Annotated in this window: 19 protein-coding genes; 6 read left to right on the forward strand and 13 right to left on the reverse strand. The window is 34.2% G+C overall.

The window, feature by feature from the left end; genetic code table 11:
* The first annotated feature begins 1 nt into the window (after window position 1).
* Window positions 2-358, forward strand: a complete 357-nt coding sequence (locus FBR08_RS16345) for a helix-turn-helix domain-containing protein (protein ID WP_158964020.1) — start codon at window positions 2-4, stop codon at window positions 356-358.
* A 377-nt stretch (window positions 359-735) separates the two neighbouring features.
* Window positions 736-1,047 (forward strand): JAB domain-containing protein, encoded by a 312-nt coding sequence (locus FBR08_RS16350; RefSeq protein ID WP_262885169.1) that lies wholly within the window; start codon window positions 736-738, stop codon window positions 1,045-1,047.
* An 81-nt stretch (window positions 1,048-1,128) separates the two neighbouring features.
* Here the strand turns inward: FBR08_RS16350 and FBR08_RS16355 are convergent, their stop codons facing one another.
* Complete coding sequence (locus FBR08_RS16355) at window positions 1,129-1,920, reverse strand: DUF6896 domain-containing protein (protein WP_158964022.1); 792 nt, start codon at window positions 1,918-1,920, stop codon at window positions 1,129-1,131.
* 114 nt (window positions 1,921-2,034) lie between these two features.
* Between FBR08_RS16355 and FBR08_RS16360 the strand changes: the two genes are divergently transcribed.
* Window positions 2,035-2,274 carry a metallophosphoesterase gene (locus FBR08_RS16360; protein WP_199268611.1) on the forward strand — a complete coding sequence of 80 codons (240 nt, stop codon included), beginning with the start codon at window positions 2,035-2,037 and terminating at the stop codon, window positions 2,272-2,274.
* A 771-nt stretch (window positions 2,275-3,045) separates the two neighbouring features.
* Here the strand turns inward: FBR08_RS16360 and FBR08_RS16365 are convergent.
* From FBR08_RS16365 to FBR08_RS16405, 9 genes are all read right to left on the reverse strand, one after another.
* A complete protein-coding gene (locus FBR08_RS16365; RefSeq protein WP_158964024.1) occupies window positions 3,046-3,582 on the reverse strand; it encodes a PH domain-containing protein in 537 nt (178 codons plus the stop codon).
* A gap of 225 nt (window positions 3,583-3,807) precedes the next feature.
* Window positions 3,808-5,304, reverse strand: coding sequence for an acyl-CoA dehydrogenase family protein (locus FBR08_RS16370; protein WP_158964026.1), 1,497 nt, complete (start codon window positions 5,302-5,304; stop codon window positions 3,808-3,810).
* 210 nt (window positions 5,305-5,514) lie between these two features.
* On the reverse strand, window positions 5,515-6,378 hold the full coding sequence (locus FBR08_RS16375) for a helix-turn-helix domain-containing protein (protein WP_158964028.1): 864 nt from the start codon (window positions 6,376-6,378) through the stop codon (window positions 5,515-5,517).
* Window positions 6,379-6,526: 148 nt separating this feature from the next.
* Window positions 6,527-7,057, reverse strand: a complete 531-nt coding sequence (locus FBR08_RS16380) for a GNAT family N-acetyltransferase (RefSeq protein ID WP_158964030.1) — start codon at window positions 7,055-7,057, stop codon at window positions 6,527-6,529.
* Window positions 7,058-7,332: 275 nt separating this feature from the next.
* Window positions 7,333-7,788: a hypothetical protein gene (locus FBR08_RS16385; protein WP_158964032.1), complete on the reverse strand. Its 456-nt coding sequence runs from the start codon at window positions 7,786-7,788 to the stop codon at window positions 7,333-7,335.
* Between the two features lie 392 nt (window positions 7,789-8,180).
* Window positions 8,181-8,756 (reverse strand): DUF4112 domain-containing protein, encoded by a 576-nt coding sequence (locus FBR08_RS16390; RefSeq protein ID WP_158964034.1) that lies wholly within the window; start codon window positions 8,754-8,756, stop codon window positions 8,181-8,183.
* Window position 8,757: 1 nt separating this feature from the next.
* Window positions 8,758-10,914 (reverse strand): hypothetical protein, encoded by a 2,157-nt coding sequence (locus FBR08_RS16395; RefSeq protein WP_158964036.1) that lies wholly within the window; start codon window positions 10,912-10,914, stop codon window positions 8,758-8,760.
* A 78-nt stretch (window positions 10,915-10,992) separates the two neighbouring features.
* On the reverse strand, window positions 10,993-11,211 hold the full coding sequence (locus FBR08_RS16400) for a DUF6140 family protein (RefSeq protein ID WP_158964039.1): 219 nt from the start codon (window positions 11,209-11,211) through the stop codon (window positions 10,993-10,995).
* A gap of 122 nt (window positions 11,212-11,333) precedes the next feature.
* Complete coding sequence (locus FBR08_RS16405; RefSeq protein ID WP_158964041.1) at window positions 11,334-11,687, reverse strand: SLOG family protein; 354 nt, start codon at window positions 11,685-11,687, stop codon at window positions 11,334-11,336.
* A 133-nt stretch (window positions 11,688-11,820) separates the two neighbouring features.
* On the opposite strand from FBR08_RS16405, the gene FBR08_RS16410 reads away from it, so the two are divergent.
* From FBR08_RS16410 to FBR08_RS16420, 3 genes are all read left to right on the forward strand, one after another.
* Window positions 11,821-12,045 carry a hypothetical protein gene (locus FBR08_RS16410; protein WP_158964043.1) on the forward strand — a complete coding sequence of 75 codons (225 nt, stop codon included), beginning with the start codon at window positions 11,821-11,823 and terminating at the stop codon, window positions 12,043-12,045.
* 79 nt (window positions 12,046-12,124) lie between these two features.
* Window positions 12,125-13,024 carry a helix-turn-helix transcriptional regulator gene (locus FBR08_RS16415; RefSeq protein WP_158964045.1) on the forward strand — a complete coding sequence of 300 codons (900 nt, stop codon included), beginning with the start codon at window positions 12,125-12,127 and terminating at the stop codon, window positions 13,022-13,024.
* A 27-nt stretch (window positions 13,025-13,051) separates the two neighbouring features.
* Window positions 13,052-14,152: a PD-(D/E)XK nuclease family protein gene (locus tag FBR08_RS16420; RefSeq protein ID WP_158964047.1), complete on the forward strand. Its 1,101-nt coding sequence runs from the start codon at window positions 13,052-13,054 to the stop codon at window positions 14,150-14,152.
* A 209-nt stretch (window positions 14,153-14,361) separates the two neighbouring features.
* Here the strand turns inward: FBR08_RS16420 and FBR08_RS16425 are convergent, their stop codons facing one another.
* The 3 genes from FBR08_RS16425 to FBR08_RS16435 form a co-directional block, all read right to left on the reverse strand.
* On the reverse strand, window positions 14,362-17,394 hold the full coding sequence (locus FBR08_RS16425; protein WP_158964048.1) for a CHAT domain-containing protein: 3,033 nt from the start codon (window positions 17,392-17,394) through the stop codon (window positions 14,362-14,364).
* 89 nt (window positions 17,395-17,483) lie between these two features.
* Complete coding sequence (locus FBR08_RS16430) at window positions 17,484-18,200, reverse strand: hypothetical protein (protein ID WP_158964051.1); 717 nt, start codon at window positions 18,198-18,200, stop codon at window positions 17,484-17,486.
* The gene (locus tag FBR08_RS16435) at window positions 18,197-18,739 is read right to left on the reverse strand and encodes an RNA polymerase sigma factor (RefSeq protein ID WP_158964053.1); all 543 of its coding nucleotides are present in this window, start codon (window positions 18,737-18,739) and stop codon (window positions 18,197-18,199) included. The genes FBR08_RS16430 and FBR08_RS16435 overlap by 4 nt, the downstream gene beginning before the upstream one ends.
* Window positions 18,740-18,842: the final 103 nt, after the last annotated feature.

Consider the following 18,842-nt stretch of genomic DNA (forward strand, 5'->3'; position numbering starts at 1 on the left):
TATGAAATTGAAACCTATAAAATCAGAACAAGATTACGAAGCAGCTTTAGAAAGACTAGAGTTGATTTTTGATGCACTTCCAGGAACAGAGGATAGTGATGAATTGGAGATTTTGGGAATGTTGATTGAAAAATATGAAAAAGAACATTTTCCTATGGATCTACCAGATCCTATTGAAGCAATTAAATTTAGAATGGAGCAAATGGGCTACACACAAAATGATTTAGCGGAAATGATCGGATTAAAAAGTCGAGCAAGTGAAATTTTAAATAGAAAGCGAAAATTATCATTAGATATGATACGCACCTTAACCAAAAAATTGCATATTCCTTCAGAAGTTTTAATTCAAGCCTATTAAAAATAAAGCCTCCCTACACGGAGGCTTTACTATTTATAAATCCTTTGTATAAATATCAACTAGTTAATAAAAACCCTTCCAAATTAGTTAGTTATCAAGAAAACTCATAGAGGAAAGAGAATCAATAAATCAACTCGTTTTCACTAATCTTAAATACTCGTATCTGCCCGACCAACTGCATATTTCATGAGCTAATGTAAGATAGTAAGTTTGTCTCAAATACTAAAGAGATGAACAAACGTTAATCCTTATCAGTGGTTAAAATACGTCCTTGAAAATATACAATCCATCAACCACAAGAATATTACAGCGCTATATCCGCATGGTTATAAGAAGTTAATTACAGACTCAGCAGAATAATTTTTAGACTGCACAAGATGTACTTGTTCGGGCGGATACTTTTAAACAGCAATTGGTTAGTGGCATCAGAGATAGAACTAATCTACAAGTCAAAAGTTAAAGCATCTGAAAGACCAAGAATTGAATCTTCTTACTCCGCTTTTGAAATAGCTTTAAAAGCTTGGGATGAAAATAAGATTGAACTTTTAGAACAATTTAAAGTACTTATGCTTTCAAACAATAATAGAGTACTTGGCATACTTGAAATATCATCAGGTGGTATTGCTGGAACAGTAGTAGATCTTAGATTGGTAAATAAAAACGCCTTTCGAGGCGTTTTTACTGACTAATAATTGTATTTTATTGATAACAAAGGCTTTAGTGAGTATTTCGGTCAGACCTTGTCACCAATACATTGTAACCTCCTATTCTTACCTTTTGAACTTTAGAAACTTAAGCAAGCTAAATTTTGGTTTGGGTTTAAGTAGGTCTATCATATGTTCAACGGTTTCAACCGCTACTTTGTTTGTTCTATTCGTGGGAACCGTGCCAAAATAGCTAGGTAAAGTAGCATTGATTTTTTCAAAAACACCCTTTGTGGTTAACCGTTCAATTATTCTCCGTCCATCTGAATAATCATCATAAATATCAACGGGTAACGGTTGATATTGTGGTGTGGATTTTATGTAGGTAGAGAAGAAATAGGGATCTAAAGCTCCAAATTCCAATCCGAAGGCGATTGGAACTTCAATCTCTTGCTTGGTTTTAGTGTTGTAAAAATGACAGTGCAAGCCATGAAAAAAAAACGTCCATTCCTTATACCTTCCACTTTGCCCCTTTGCTTGCCAATAGTTAAGAAAAGCAACGTAGGGTATCTCATTTTTTAAATCGATGTTCAACTGTTCCGCTAATCCATAAATCAAGTTTGTTGCCAGTTCTCGATAATCTAAAGCATATTGTTCTAATACAGTTTGATTCGAGTCGATCTCCTCATCCGTTATCAATTTTTGAATACCAATTTTTGGTTCATTCCTATATATCCCCACAGCATGATGTGGAAACTTTAATTTGAGGTCTTCTCCTACTCTTTGTCTTTCAGGTTCGACATTGGCAGAAAACGCTATAATGAGGTTTATATTACGCGATAAGTTTGCAATAAAGGAATCCGATGGAATTTCATCTAAATTGTCAACGTACAGTACTTTTTCAGTTGATTCTAACATGGTATTTAAATAAACGATGAAAACTAACTTTGTTTTTTACCAATATTCAAAGTTATCCAAAAACTTCTATCTTTAATACTTTAAAAACATTTGTCAGTTCCCTCTTTTACTAGCATGAAAATACAACTAATTAGCGACTTACACTTAGAATTTGGCAGTGGTACTCCTTTGTCTTTTGACAAGACTGATCTGGTTATATTCGCTGGAGATACCCATTTGGGTAGTAAGGGAATCGAATGGATTAAAAAGTACATACCCAATAAAAAAGTACTTTATCTATTGGGCAATCACGAGTATTACAAGGGAACATCAACCAACGTATTGGATTCACGGTCATATTCACACACCGTGTAACTATAAAATTGGCGAAACTACAATTATTTGTAACCCACATGGCTATTTAGATGAAAGAGATAATGGATTTGATAAAGAACTGATTATTGAACTATAGAAAGAGGAGCTGTTTCCTATTCGAGCTACTTAATTTTTAATCAATTAAAAAATTACTATCTCATTCCTTTACCCTATTTTTATAGAAATCTAAATGCACAACAAAGAAATTAGCGTAGAAAAGACAAAACAGTTCCCATTCATTTCTAAGTAGCTCCTTTCGCTTTTTAAATGAAGCTACACAATTACATAAGTTGAATGCAGATTAAAGTTCCTCATGTTATAAAAACAGCAAAAATGTAACACGTTATTTTTTCATGTTATAAAAAACAGAAAAATATAACTTGAATGAGTTCATATAAATTCACCAAATCACAAGTAGAATTGTTTGTATTTTTTATAAAAGAAATGGTATTTCGACCAGACCCGTACAAACGTATTTATGATACTATTTTTCCTACTTTGAGATCAAGTAGAAAAGAATTTTATCTTGATTCTATCAGCGAAAAATGACATAAAAAAGAGAACATATTCATTAAAATTCACTACCTCCTCACATTCATCTGTTAAAACTCATCCGTTGATTTTCGTTTGAAATACTTTAAAAAAGTGTTGTACAAAAATACAAAAAACAGGATTTACCCCCTATGAATGCTAGGTTTTAAAACATTGTATGGACGGATATACCAAACAAATCCCTCTAATAAGGCGATGGACAGAGTTAAAGAAGGCTTTTTACTTCAGTTTCATCTGCAACAATTCCATCCATTTTGCTCGATCGTTCACCACAAAACGACAGGTTTGATCCGCTAATTTTACCTTTACCCCGTTATCGATCACCCCCATGGTTCTACACGGTTGGATGGTTTGTATATCGGCAAAGGCAATGCGTACCGTTTTTTTTGTAAAATTAAACTTGTGTGAATGAAAGAGTAAATAGTCTTGGGTTATCCCAAGTTTTCCACCAATGGCCTGTCCTTTTAAAAACAAATTGGCCACGCCATAAGCTTCCAAAACTTCACCTTCTTCTAAGGGTAAATCTAATTTAAGTAAAATTCCCTTGGTCATCTTCTTGATAAAGAAGTAAAACACCAAGGAGAAAAATACACCAAAGAGCACGCCTTTCACCAAATAGTAATACCATGCAACTAAGCTACGATCAAATAGCCAATCCAGTAGTACCCCCAAAAGAATATAAGTTACAATAACTAAGCTTACAATCTTGATTGCGTCTTTTTTGCTTACTCCCAAAGCATCTGCTCCAATTTTCATGTTTTTTCGTTTAATGAGGTTTTAAAGATACGGATAAGATACCGCTAATTTCTATCAAAAAGCAACATATATAAAGGTAAAAATAGAAGTTACCTTACGCCTTAAAAGACGATTTTATTCTTGGACGTAAAATACCTAACACTTGCAGAACAATAGAACCACAAAAAAAGTCAAGCAGCAAACTACTTGACTCTTTTTTATAATTTAGCACGTAAACGCCTTCGTTTAAAAACGCGTCCAATCTGAATTTACTTGATAATCCAAGATAGGATCTACGTCATTTTGGGTTTTAAATTGTCCGTAAAAAGCGGCTAAATCCACCTCAACCTGTTGACGGGTAATTTCTACCAGTTGGGGATTAAAGTCGTCCATTTGCAACACAAATTGAAAGCTAATAACACGAGAAAGCATCTTGCCAATAAGCAACATATTGCGTTGTTTTACGGTACTATCCACCGTAAAATCGAAATAGGTTTGAAATAAATCCACACTTAGATTCGTGCGTTCATATCCTTGTAAAAAGCGATATAGATTGGTTTCCTTCGCCTTTCGCATCAGCTTTACAATTCCTTCCGCAATTTGCGTATACAACATCTCATTGGATCCCTCAAAAATTTGGAAGGGTCTACAATCAACTAGAGATCGCCCTGCAATATGGTCCAAGCGATACCCATTCGCACCTGCTAATTGCAAGCTAATTTGAGCCGATTCTTGCATTAAATCCGTCACAACCGCTTTGAGTATATTAGCCTCAATACTCATCGAAGCCAAGTCGTTCTCAATGCCACTGGTTGCTACACTGAAAATACACATCCCTGAACACAGCGTATAAGCCGCTTGAATCTTGGCAATTTGATTTTTCACTGAATCAATACTCAATAGTGGAACTCCTCCTACTTGTCTTTCTTGACAATGCGCCAATGATTCGTCTAACAGCCTTTGAATAAAGCCCAACCCCATTCCTGGGAATTGCAATCTACTGCGGTGTAGCGTATCGAGCATTAATTTAATTCCCGTGCTTTCCGTTACTAATTTTTGTTCTGAAGGAACGGCAATATCAATTTCGTTAATACCATACGGAATCGCATACAGCCCTAGGTTATTGTAGCGGTGAGTCATGGGAATATGTTGTTCCACTCTGTTGTTTTCAGAAACAAAAAAGTCAATATCTCGAGATAATTCGCCATTGGGTTTGCTCTCTCTTGCAGTTACTAACCAAAAGTCAGCCGCACCACTCAACCCTTGCCAGTGTTTTTGTCCTTTAATGTGAAACATTCCCTCTTTGTGCTCAAAGGCTGTTTTCATATTCAAGGCATCACTCCCATGGGCTTTTTCCGTAATCATCAAGCCGCCCATAGCTTTATTTTCCATAAACTGGTGAAATACGCGTTGCTGTACCGCTGGTTGCCCGTACTTTGCTAGAGGTTCCAAAAAAAGCGCAATGTTAATCCCAAACATCAACGACAAGGGCAACGACTCATACGAAGCAGCCGCAAGTATTTGCAAGCACTCTTTTACTTGTACTCCTCGCCCGCCGTACATGGTCGGAATAGCTACTGCTAATGGTTTTTCCTCCATGATTTCCTCCATTAATTCAGCCGGAAAATCACGGGTTAACCCCATATCATTATAATTGTATTTTTCGCGAAACAAATACTTCAATCGCTTCTTGAATTCTGCGATATAGGTATTAAATTCGATGTGTTCTATTACTGCATGCATAACTATCTCCTTTTTTTCAATTAAAAATCTACCGCTGATTGACCGTTTCTTCCCCTATGTGCCAAAAAATCGATTAACGATGGAGTCAGCTATAAGGACAAAAACGATCAAACACTACGTTGAACAAATTTAAGAATCTGATTGCGAAACAAATATGATAGTTCAGATTAAAACTAGGACAAATCGTGCATCTTTACTAGACAACTGAAACTATATCTTTCGGTATGCTGAAGGCGTAATGCCCACGTGTTTTTTAAAAAGTCGAGCAAAATAAGACGGATCGACAAAATCGAGTTCATAGGCAATGGTTGCAACACTCTTATTAGTTTCCAGCAGTAAAAGTTGGCTGTGAATAATGGCGATTTCCAAGATCAGTTGCTTGGATGATTTTTGATATACAGCAGAAACACAGCGATTCAAGTAATTAATTGACACTTTGAGCTGATCGGCATAAAAATCGACGGTCTTGTGCTTGCTAAAGTGCAAATGCACGAGTTGTTTGAACGCAATGGCAATCTCTTGCTTGCGTTCGATGGATGTTGTCGAGTCTGACAGCTTAATCACCTTCAATGCAATGGTTTTGAACAAGCTTTCATACAGCTCTTTATAGGGTTTATCGCTGTGAATTTCACTATACAGTAAATCAAGCAGACTACTAAGTGCCGCACTGTTTTCCGCATTGAGGTTGAGTAAAGGAGAGATGGTGAAAATATTCAAAATCTGCGTTTCGCGAAACATGGAGGTCATGGCGTGTTCTTTAATCAGCACACAATACCCTTCTGCCGATTTATCCACAGACTCAATGGCGGAAATATAACCATAGTTACACAGCAATACCGCAGGTGCTTCTACCGTAAAAACGGTTGAATCAATTCGTTGGGTAAAATAGCCTTTCGTCAGGTGAATCAATAAATTGTACCCAAAGAAAATAGGCGGAATTGGAATTTTGAGGTAAGGTGCGATATCCTTAAGGGAAAAAATTTTAATTGGAGTACGAATATAGATCAAATGATTCCTACCCATGTCCATGAACTTGGAAACAAACTCATCTGCATTAATTTGATTGTCTATCATGCGTAACGGTATTTAGTCAAAGTTCAGCAATTGAATTGAATTAACCATGAAAAATAGGTGTTTTTCGACATGCCAAATAAAGCCGGATGAATTCTAGGTTTTAAAATACCGATTGTCGTTGTTTTAATTGACTGTTGTTCTCCAGCACTTATTCCTTTACAATGGCGTATACTACAAGATCCAAATAGGTACCGTTCTTGAGTACCTGTGCTTTTAACACTTCCTCTTGTTGCATTCCTATCTTTTGCATGATGCGCCCTGAGGCTTTGTTATAGGTAAAGTGAGTGGCTACTATTTTGTGTAATTGCAAGGTATCAAAACCAAATGCTACTAAAGCTTTAGCCGCCTCACTTCCCATTCCTTTATTCCAATAGTGTTCATCCAGCCAATAGCCCATTTCTGCTTTATTGTTGGTTTTATCTATTCCCAAGCCTATACCTCCTATAATACTAGGACTACCCTTTAGTCGAATGGCAAAGATGTATTTGTCTCCTTGTACTAATCCGTCTAACGCCAAGTTAACCCAAAACGCTCCATTCTCTTTGGTATATGGAAAAGGAATATTGGTTGTATTCTTGTTGTATACCGGGTTTTTCATAATCTCTACAAGACGTGGTATATCGTCTAGATGAGGCTGATTAAGTGTTAACCTGACTGTTTCTAAGGTGTGTGTTTTCATGATTATCCTTTTGATAAAAGTAGGAAATACTTCCCTCTATTGAGTGAATTCAGTAAATAAAAATTAGTATAAATGGCAATAAATAACTAATTTACAGCACCTTGAACCTTCATAAGCTTAGTTAATCCACTCGTCGCATTGAGTTGGTGTGGCGTCCAACTGAAAATAAACGGATGTACGCTGTGGGCTGATTGCTCTATTTTTGGCAGTCCTATACAGAAAGGGCAAAAAAGAAAAATACAAAAAAAGAGAACGCGTATAGGCGTTCTCTTCTATTAATCACAATGCTCGTGCTTGTGTTTATTTTTCTTTTTGTGTTTATTCTTGTACTTATTACTCTTGTGGTAATGGTGCTCCTTTTTGTGATCATAAGGGTGATAATGGGTGTATGCATACGCGTTATCATTCCATCTTTCTTGCTGTTCAATGGTCAGAATATCCCCAATTTTGATTCGCACCTCTCTGTACAGCTGATCTCGCTTTCGGTTGAGTTCATCTTCACTGTACCGACTAGAACTCGCCCAACTGCTATATTGACTTTCACAATCGCGTTGATACGCTCTAATTTGTTTCCATTGACTGTCTTTCAGTCCTAAAACGGAAGCATCATCGTAAACTAGGGAAACCAACCCTCCCAAATTAACCCCAATACTCGTACTGCTAATCTTCGTCTGTGCACTCACTAAAGAAGTCATTAATGCAAATGCTCCAACAATCAAGTTCTTTTTCATATACTACTTGTTTTATTTTCAATTTTTTATTTTGTTAGTAAGGCAAAACAATCATTGATAAAAAACAATCTTCACTAGTTACTCCTTATTACTAAGAAGTACACATCAAATTAAAGCAGATACCACTAACTTTCAAATAATATTCACTTATTATTAACAATTTAGCAATAGCTAATTAAGCTATTTGTCAGTGATAGAAGGTGTTAGGGGTAGTTTGTTTAAGTGTGAGGTTCTTCTCTTTTTTTTCTTTCCCTTCGCCTATAAATAAAATGGGAGAGCTTCTTTCAAAATCTTAACAGAATAAAAGCATTTACCCTCCCCCTTAATCCAAAGATGAAGTAAAACTCTTAGTTTTATGAGTAAACTCCTTTCTATATCAGCTATATAATTCCTTATGAAAACAATTCCGAAAACCAGCTAATAATTGAAGCTACAATTTTGATCATTAAATAAATTAAAAAACATAGGATAGCAATACCTATGAAAGACTTAATGGCTTTTCTATTTACTTCTTTAATAATTTCTTGATCATCCTCCACAAAACCTACGATGAGACGTAAATTTTGCAAATAGCTTCGATTAAAAACATCTATTATATCTCCAATCCAAAAGGGAATCATCCCCAAAAGAGTATCTTTTAAGATATTATATATCACAGCTAAAGTAAGTGGTATAGATCCTATTTTAAACAAACTAACATATATAAATGGAAAAGATAAACAGGAACTTAACGCATCTCCAATACCCGGAAATAAACCTAATATTGGATCAATAAAATATTTATCCATCACCGTTGCAATTGTTCTTAAGGAACGATAAGATTGAGACTCTTCTATTCTTAATCTTGCATCAGTTTTCATCTTCTGTCTTCTTATTTCCTGTTCAATAGATTTACTAATTGCTATATCTTCTTTATAATTTGTATTGCTTAATCCTTCTTTTGCAACACTTACTCTTCTACTTTCCATTTTAAATCTCTATTATTTTATTTCCTTTTAAAATATCCTCAATATCTTTTATTGTAAACTTTTCATCGCTCAATTCTCCCAACATCAATAAACCTTCTTTCCATTCCTTTGGATTATCTGAAGCATTGATTTTTTGAATAACACCCCTCAACACAACTCCTTTATTATCAATACCTTTCATATCCTCTTTAAATTTATTCTGAATAAGATTCAATTGTTCTTCGTAAGACTCTTTTTGGTTTTCCCCTATTTTCTTATTGGTTTGTAATCTAACCCATTGATTGAAGATATCAATTCCACTATTTACCAATCTATTCTGTGCATGCATCATTGTAACTACAGTTTCCTTTTCGTATTTAACTGTTACATCTTGCTCTTGTTTATTTATAATTCTAGTCATCGTATCATCAGCAAATTCATCTTTATTCATTGACATCATATCAAACTGAGCTTCTTCTTCGTCAATTAATAATTCTTCTTTTAAACGAGTTGTAAATTCATTTAAACGTTCTTGAATCTCCGTTGGTAAAACTTCTGATTTATATTTCTCAATTTGTGTTGGTGTTACCAGTTGATAATCTAACTTACTATCCACTATATCTTTTGCTATTCGCAATAATTTGACGTAAGATTCTAAATGTGCTAACAGTTGTAATTTTAATGCACGATCAACCTGCATATTTTTTGCTACTTCTTTTTGATTTAATTTAAGCTGTAACGTCAATTCATTGTATCTTAGAGTGTCTTTTTTCAACAGCTCCAAATTGTGGATTAGTTCATCACTATCAAGTTTTAACTTCAACTTTGATAATTCATAACTATCAATTACAGCCGAACATGTATTTTTCCATTCATAAACAGCTCTATTATATGAGTTTTTTCCAATTCCTAAAAAAAATAGAATAGGTTTCGAAGGTTTTGAAGCAATCGCAAGTTCATATTCTGATTTACCATCTTCGATTAACGAGTTATTTCGAGTTATTTCTTCTTTGTAATTGAAACTATTCATCTGTGTATCCTTGATTCGTATACCTAGATAATTAAATTCTTCTAGCAATACATCGCGTTCTGCTTTTAGCTCTTTTAGTTCTGGGGTTGAATAAACGGAGGAAATGATTCCTATCAATTCTTTATCCATTACTTGTTTAGCATACTGATAGAAAGTGTAAGCTTTAGGTACATATAACTCTTCTATCACGCGATAAATCGCAATCAATCTGCGCATATCACCACCTACTAAAGCTACATCATATTGAATTTTATTCTTAAAAACTTCAAATTCGTTTTTTAATATTAGCGTTTTTTCTTGCGCATCAGTATAATGCCCTACCATATCAACTACAGATAAAAGTAACATTGCTTTATTACCTTTTGCTTTTCCTAAATGCGAAGCTACCTTTGTTAATGTATGCTTAAAACTATCTCCAATTTCTCCCATAAGCACACCACATGAGGTAGCAATCCTAGCGTACTCTGTATTAATTTCACTCAACATTTGGTGTGTATTTAAGAATTGAATCTTTTCAAAATCAAACACGTTTGGTGCAATTTGTTTAATAGAGTCTCCGAAAATATCAATTAAATTCATCGAATAATCACGATACAGAACAGCTACATCATCACGAAGCGAAACATATTGACTAATAACATCTTTTACAGAATTTCTAAACTGTTCATAATCGAAAATCATCCTTGAATACTGACCATACAAAACTCTCGCCTTATCACTCACATGGCCTAATTCATTTGTGCCTTTTAACAACATCCAACTCAAACTTTCTCGATTGCCACTTAAATCTGCTGTCTGCTCTCCTAATGAATGGGTTAATTTTACATATTCATCCTTTACTTTTTTACTTACATCCATTATGACTTGAACCACTTTATCTTGATTTCCAAGTTCTATATTGTGATACACCTTATACTCATCTATCAAATGCTTACTCTCTTCATTATTTAAAAAAGATAAGTTGATTTTTTGATCTGCATTGTATCTTTCATAGGTTTGCCACACAAGTTTACTTATTTCAAAAGAATCTCCATCTATACCAAATTCTTTAAGTTCAAAAGCTAAATCAGCCCTTGTAAACGTTAGATCCTTTTTTGAAAGTTCTGTTGCAATGTGATATATTTTTTTATAAATATTTTCTTTGTTCATTTTTACTTCTATTTAGTTATTATCCGAGATGGTAAAGTCAACGTTAATTGAAGTTCCCATTTTATGCACTAAATTATTTTAAGGATACTTTATCTCCACCACCTCAATAAAAGCAGGACTGCATCCGCCCCCTTTTGAGAAGTCAATACCATATACTCGCATAAAAGCTTGTTGCACTACTTTTCCATTGTCCATCCAAGGCGGAGAAAAGGAAACAAACTCCACGCGCATCCCCTTTTCCAGGTAAACTTGTTCGTTGGTAAAAGTTCGGATAACCGTTGCTACATATCTAGGCATACGCATCAAATTTGGTTCTAAAGTAGAACTGCGCTTTCATTCCTCCTATAAATAAAGAGGGAAGCCCAACTTTATTTGAGTAAACATGCTCTTTTCTTACTAAAAACATCCCTTTTTTGAGCTTAAACATAAACGACAATCACCTTTTTTCCCGCTCCAGTCGCCTTATCAATTGAATCTTTCGTTCCTTTAGATTGTCCATCCCAAAAAGCAAGAATACAATCTGCATGGGCTACAATCTCGGTATTTCGAATAAACCCCGCGCGTTTGCCGTATCGCTTCCAATCGGGTTTGAATACAATCAGTTCTAAATGATACGCCAGAGCAAAACGAGCACCCAATTGATCCGCCCCCTTTGCACCCCCTGATACAATATGGGTGAGTTTTAAATTTTCCTTTTCAATAACTTCTTGAATGTGAATCGCAGCAAGTGGATAATCCTCAAAACTGCGACTTCCAATAATGGCTAATTTCATAAAACTTCTTTTTTATTTGTTCCAAAAGTACTAGCCGACAAAGACAAACCGTGTCCGTTAAAAAATAAGAATCAACGACATATTTTGACGGAGTACCTCCCTAGATTTGCCAAAGAACCATAAAACAAAACACATGGCCTTTTTATTTATTGAACTCGATGACAAACAATTGAAACAGGTTAAGAAAACCCTATCAGACAACGGACGATCGGATTTAGAAAACGAAACCTTCTCTGGTAGTTCCCTCCAAATCGAAATGACTCCCATGGGACATGAGTTAGTCCTCCATACTCGTCAAACCTATCACCTAGGAGACGTGTACTTGCATTTGGATCAACCCAAAAATAGGTTTCCCTAAAAAAAATGATATATTCAAATAATTTAATGAAAAAGATGTGGTATTAACCCGATATTGTAATGAAAGAACACCTAAACTTATGGCCAAGCGCGATTTTATAAAACGTCACTTACTCATCATCGAACTACTGCGAAAAAGACCGAGTACCTATGAGGATATCCTCCATTACCTAAATAACAACCAAGATCAAATTGGCTATCAATTGGAAATTAGTCAACGAACCCTGCAACGAGATCTAAAAGAAATTGATTCCATTTGGGGTATTGAGATTGCTTACAATCGAAGTAAGCAGGCGTATGAAATTGAACGTGAGGAATATGCAGAGGATGAAACCATTCAACGAACGCTGGAATCTTTTGATTTAATTTCCGCTTTAAAGCAAAATAGAAAAGTGGGAAAAAGCATTTTTTTAGAAAAGAGAAAATCCTCTGGAAGTGAGCATTTTAATGGCCTCATCCACGCCATAGACAACCACCTGATCATCGCCTTTGATCACTTGAGTTTTTCTAAAGAACCTAGTGCCAGACGTTGCGTACCCATAGCCATTAAAGAATCTCAAAACCGATTTTACCTAATCGCTTATGACCTTGATGTCAAAGATTTTAGGAATTTTGGACTAGAACGAGTGGCCAATTTAGTGCTCACAAACGAAAGAGGAAATAGCCCCAAAATAAACATTGAAAAGTCCTATCAACACGCTTTTGGAATCGAGCGCTACGAAGCCGCTCAAAAGGTAGTCTTGCAATTTGACATTCAACAAAAGGAGTATGTAAAATCACTGCCTTTTCATCACTCCCAGCGCATTATTGCCGAAGATCAAAACCATTTTACCTTAGAGCTTTTTCTCCATCCTACGCATGATTTTCTATTAGAGATTATGCGTCATGGCCCTATTTGTGAGGTGATTGAACCTGTTATGCTCAGAGATCTAGTAAAAGAACGCGTTAAAAAATTAGCGCAAATATATCAGATAGCGTAACACAATTTAAAATATAAATCAAATAATATGAATGAATTACAAGATTTTTTAGACAACTGTCAATTACCCGACACCACTCATATCCAAGATACTTTCTTTTCTGCTACTAAGATGACTCGAAGGGAAGAACTGTGGACTAATTTATATGCTTTTTTCTTCGATTGTAATGCACGACATAATCTAGGTACACTTTATATTGACACATTTCTTGAAGTAATAAACAAAAAGAGCGTATCGAAAACTAAAATCGACTTACAAAGCTCTTACATTTTGAAACCAGAAGAACCAACACTAAAAGGTGGTAGAATCGATTTAGTAATCGAAGACAAACAAACGTCTATAATTATTGAAAATAAAGTAGGTCATCATTTAGCTAATGATCTAAAAGACTATTATAACAGTATCACAAATCAAAATAAAGTCGGGATTGTTCTAAGTATAAAAAAATATTCTCAAGCAGAATTAACGGAACATTTTATCAATATTACCCACGAAGAATTAATTCTAGCGATGTATGTAGCCTATGAAACAAACAAAGAACAAGGCGAACTGAAATACAACATTCTCTTTGAGGAATTCTACAAAAATGTAATAAATGAATCTAAAACAATTAACATGGAACAAGTGAATTTTTACCTAAAAAATACGGAGAAAATCAATGATATTGTTGAAATAAAAAAACAATATGAACAACATATAGCTAAACAATTGAATGATGTAAAGGACAGTTATGAAGAAAATTTTGAGGTGATCCATTTCGATCAACGACATATCTTATATCTAAAAAATAAAAAGAACAATAACCTAATGATTACCCTGGTATATGATAATTTAGTTCAAGGAAAACCGGAACTCCGTTTCTTTGTGGAACTACAGCATGATTTATTGCAGACTTTTAGAAGCAAATTCCAACTTGATAATTTTAACTTTGATGAAACCGAAAAGAAATGCCTTGTAAAAGAATTTACAAAGAACAAGGGGAAATGGGGACATTTTGCTTATCAACATTTTAAATTATCGGAAAAAAACATTAGCAACTTAGCTGAATTTATTACTGAAGAACTAAATAAAAGTGCAGCTTTACACATCTATACTAAAATCGTAAATAACCCTCTTTTTCAAGATTAAAACACGATATCGATTAGGTAAAATTCGAGATAAAATAGGGGTAAACTTTGAATAGTTGTTTAACCCTTAAAAGGAATAATCTAACGACTTTCTAACTTTGAAAGAATGACGTAATACTATATAAAATACGATGATCAACTTCTAAATTAGTTGCAATAAAACCTTATACTTTTTAGCTCATTTTTTGATCTATTACTTAGGAAAAGTAATTATATTTTTTTTCTCTTTAAGATAAAAAATAAGAAAGTAACCACACATAAGATTGCAAATACATAAGATATTCCATTTTTCTTATTCGGTTCTTTTGCTAAAACTAGAGATGATTCATCACCAGACAGAATGAACCCAGCCCAATAAAAAGGATGTTTTAGTTGCTCTTCTTCTGTCATTTCTAAATACTTTAACTTAGCTATTCGCAAAGCAGTTGCTTTATCATCTTGCTCAAGTAATTGTTTGTAAAACGAAATCATAATCTGTTTTGTCGATAGATCCGGAGCATTCCACAAACTAGCAATAGTTGTTGGAATTCCAGCAGTATTAAATGCTTGTCGTATAGAAACCAAATTACCTCCATCTTTAAACCCTCCTATACCTGTATTACAAGCGCTTAAAACAGCCAAATCAGCCTGCAAATTAAGCCCATACAATTCCGAAATATACATTTTATGATCTTGTTCCGTATTAGAAAAAACGAGATTACTCAATTCAACATCTTCGTAATTTAAATCTGAGTGCATGGCCAAGTGTAAAATAGAGATCTCCTCCCGTAGAGATTTAAAGTTGGACTTAGATGCTGAAGGTCCCTTAAATATTTTATTTGGAATAAGTTTAGCTATTTCCATTATTTCTTCTTCAGCTCCTTTTAATGAATAGTTACTTCCTCGAACTGCTTGAATATTAGCTCTAACTTTTCCTTCATATTCTGGAGCGAATAAGACAACTTGTTTAGTTGAAGTAGATGTTTTAAATTCCTTTTGTTTGTTTAAAAAAAAGAAATTGGGAGCATACGAAATCGTATGCTCTTCAATAAGGTATTTATTGTTGTGCACTAAAACTTCAAAAGGTAAATAGTGCAAAATATCATCAGCAATAATAACGGTTAAAGGAGAATTCTCAAAACCAGCAGGAAACAGCCTATTAAACAGATGATTACCTTGTTTTTTAATCACGTCAATAGGCGTACTTACATTAGTAAGTGAATATAAGTATGTCTCTATATCGAGCTTCAAATCTGCATAATTTTCAATAGGCTGATAGGTCACCTTCCCTTTATCTAATTCAATCTTGACTAACTTATCTCCACTAACTTTAAATTTTACAATTTTTTTATTGACTAATTCTTCTACCTGAATTTCGGGAATACTAAAAGCTATTCCTTGTTTATATGAAGCAAGTAAATGGCTCGTTTGATCACGGAGTTCTTTCTCTTTTTCAAAAATATTTTGGGCTATATGTTGACTCTTTGATTTTAAGTATTCTTTTTTCAAATATGTTAGATAAGCTCGTGTTTCTTGTTCTTGTTCCACTAAATCATACAACTGTTGATTACCAGTCATTCTCCTTTTTAGAAGAAACGTATTGATCAGATCTTGCGATGTTACAACCTCCATAAAGGTAAGGAGTTGGTTGTTTTTTTGATTTGAAAATGTTCCATTTGAAGCAAACGTCAATAATCCACTGACAATTTGATCAAAAGTTTGTTGAAGCTTGTCATTCAAAGGAGTAGTTCCTAGATTACTTTGAAACTCCACTAATGCAAGCCAATATAACTTTTCTTTCAAGAAAAGTAAATCCTCATTTGTCGAGGGCAGAGATTCTGCTAAACTGCAATAACGGGATGCATTTTGTATGTTATACCCTGGTTGATAGTTGATCACTTCGTCTGAAAGAAGATGAAAGGCCACTGGCGTGTTTTCATTGATTAACTTATTTATTTCCTGCATAGCTTCTGTTGTACGCTTCAATTCAAGTAGAGCTTTTGCCTTACTGAAAGACAAATTTTGTTTGACCAAACTTGTATTGGTTGGGTTCTTTTCTAAAACAGTTACTAATTGTAGTACTTTTGAATAAGCTTTCTTTTGTAGAAAAAAAACAGCTATTTTACCATTTAGTTCACTGTGTTGATCAACCTCTCCATATTGCTTATTAATTTTTAGCGCTTTCTTAAAGTATTCCAAGGCTTTTTCTGATTCCTTTCTAGCATAGAATTCCCCTGCTAATTGCAAAGCATAGGTATAGGTATCATACTCATAGGAACGTAACTTTTCTGTTTGAACAAGCGATTCGATCTCTGACAATACCTTCACCAACATCGATTCGTTATTCTCAGCAGAATAAAGCCAAATCATGTTAGTATAATACGCTAATTCTTGGGAAACACCGATAGGGCTTTGTCTTAAACGTTGAATTGAGTCTTTATTATTTCGGTACAGCTCAATGCCTTTTGTAAGATAACCCTCTGCTTTTTTATAGTTTCCAATATTAGTTTCAGCAATTCCTAAATCCATATAAATATTAATTAGATAATAAATAGAAGATTCTGTTGTTGATTCTGATACGGTCCGAGCTAATTCTAAATATTTCAAACTTTTCGATCGCATGTACAGAAAACGATCACTATAAAGTACAGATAAATCTCGATATGCTATGGCTAGCATGGTGTTATCTTTTCGTTTTTGAGCGAGGTCAATCAATTCATTAAAATAGGTTAGAGATTCCTGAAACGCTCCAAGATTTGTGGTTACTAGGGCCAAAGAGTGATACGATTTAAGCAAAAGTATTGAATCTACTTCCTTACTCATTTTATTATATATCACTTGTTGTTTTATGTGCTCATAGGCTTGTTGTTTACTTCTCAAAAAATTATAAGAAATCATTCCTAATCGCCTATGCATATGGGATATTTTTTCAGGGTTAATCTCAGATTTATCACCTAAATGCCCCCTTAACTCCATGAGTACCTCCACACTTTCCAACATCTCATCATACCCTTCTTTATATGCTTTTGATGTAGCTATTAGGTATTCCGCTTGCGTAAATCTTAACTGTGCACTTAAACTTTTACGAATGTATTTATTTTCCTTCTCAGCTAGTTCAATCGCTTTTTCTCTATAATCTATAGCCCTTTTAAAATGCTGATTCAAATCGAGTGAATCAGCTTTTTTTGTATGTCCTTGCCAGGATGTCTGAGCTGGAACAAAAATGGAATAAAAGATTACACAAAAAACAATTATTTTTTTCATACTTGTTTATTTAACAATTCTAGAAGTGAAGTATAATCTACTCTAAAAAAGGTTTAATAATCGTAGGTTTTACCCTTACACTTTTTACTTTATTTTTTTATTTGCTTTAGTAATACTTGAGCTTCTTTCGCTTTACTTGATTGCAATTCAATAGTTTTAGTTAAATAATATTGTGCGCGCGCTATATTTTGTAACTTAAGATGAGCTAAGGCCAGATACCAATTTATTTGTCCTTCATAATTGCCCTTATTCTGCCAACTTGTTGTTTCAAGTACCTCAATGGCTTTCTCAATTTGATTATCTGCCAATAAACTCATCGCATAGTAAAAACAACTAACTTCTGTGTTATCTTCCTGACATAGAGAGTAAAACAGTTCAGTAGCTACATGATAATCTCGACTGTCATAAGCATTAAATGCTTGATCGATTTTCCTTACTGTAGTTTCTGTATAGCGTACAGTAGGAGCCACAACATTAGGATACACTTCAAAATATGTTTTATACGTTTTATCATAATTTTCTGGGGTATTAATCCAGTAAGCTATGCCTAATCCGACAACTAAAACAGCTGCAATTCGAAACCATACTCCCTTTTTATTGTGAATACTTTTCTGTTGATCCAACTGTTTCAAGCGTTCTTTTAACTTATTACGTTGATCTTTCTTGATAGCTTGAGCAAGCGACAATTGAAAAACAACCTCTTCTTTTATCTTTTGATCTTCCTCCACTTGTCTTTTTAACAAGGCCTTTTCTTCGGCAGTTACTTTGTTTTGAACGAACTTGTCGATTAAATCTCCTATATTCATTTTGTTTTAAATACTAATGCTTTAAGTTGCTTGATACAACGTGATTTTTGACTTTTTACTACATCGCTAGATGCATAATTCAATTTTTGTTTGATTTGTTCCATAGATAAATTTTCATAATAAAACAACGTAAGTACTTCTTGACACCTATGCCCTAGTAATTGATAACTACTTAGCACTTGTGCTAGCTGTTCTTCTTCTATTGCCCATTCTTCTTCTTTTTCTTGTTTTAATAAAAACTCATAATCAACAAAATCTTCCGTAACTATTTTTACGTTTAAACGATTGTATATTTTATATTTTCCAATAGCAAACAAATACGTCTTAATAGAACTACTAAAGACTTTCAGGTCTCCCGCAAGGATATTTTCATACATTGCGATAATACTGTCTTGATAGATATCAGCCGTATCTTGTTCACTTATAGCAAAACGCCCAGCGAATAGCGTAAATTCCTTTTTGTACAGCATATACACTTCTTCTATTGCTTTTTGTTCGCCAGCTTGTATTTGCTTGATTACTCTTTTTTCTCTACTCATTACTATGCTCCTTACTCCTGTAAGTATTTACACGACCCAATTTATTTCTCCTTTCAGAACACCCCCCCCCTCTATCCTTCAAACAAACATAGACTTTTACACC

The sequence above is a fragment of the Myroides fluvii genome (assembly GCF_009792295.1).
GTDB classification, from domain to species: domain Bacteria; phylum Bacteroidota; class Bacteroidia; order Flavobacteriales; family Flavobacteriaceae; genus Flavobacterium; species Flavobacterium fluvii_A.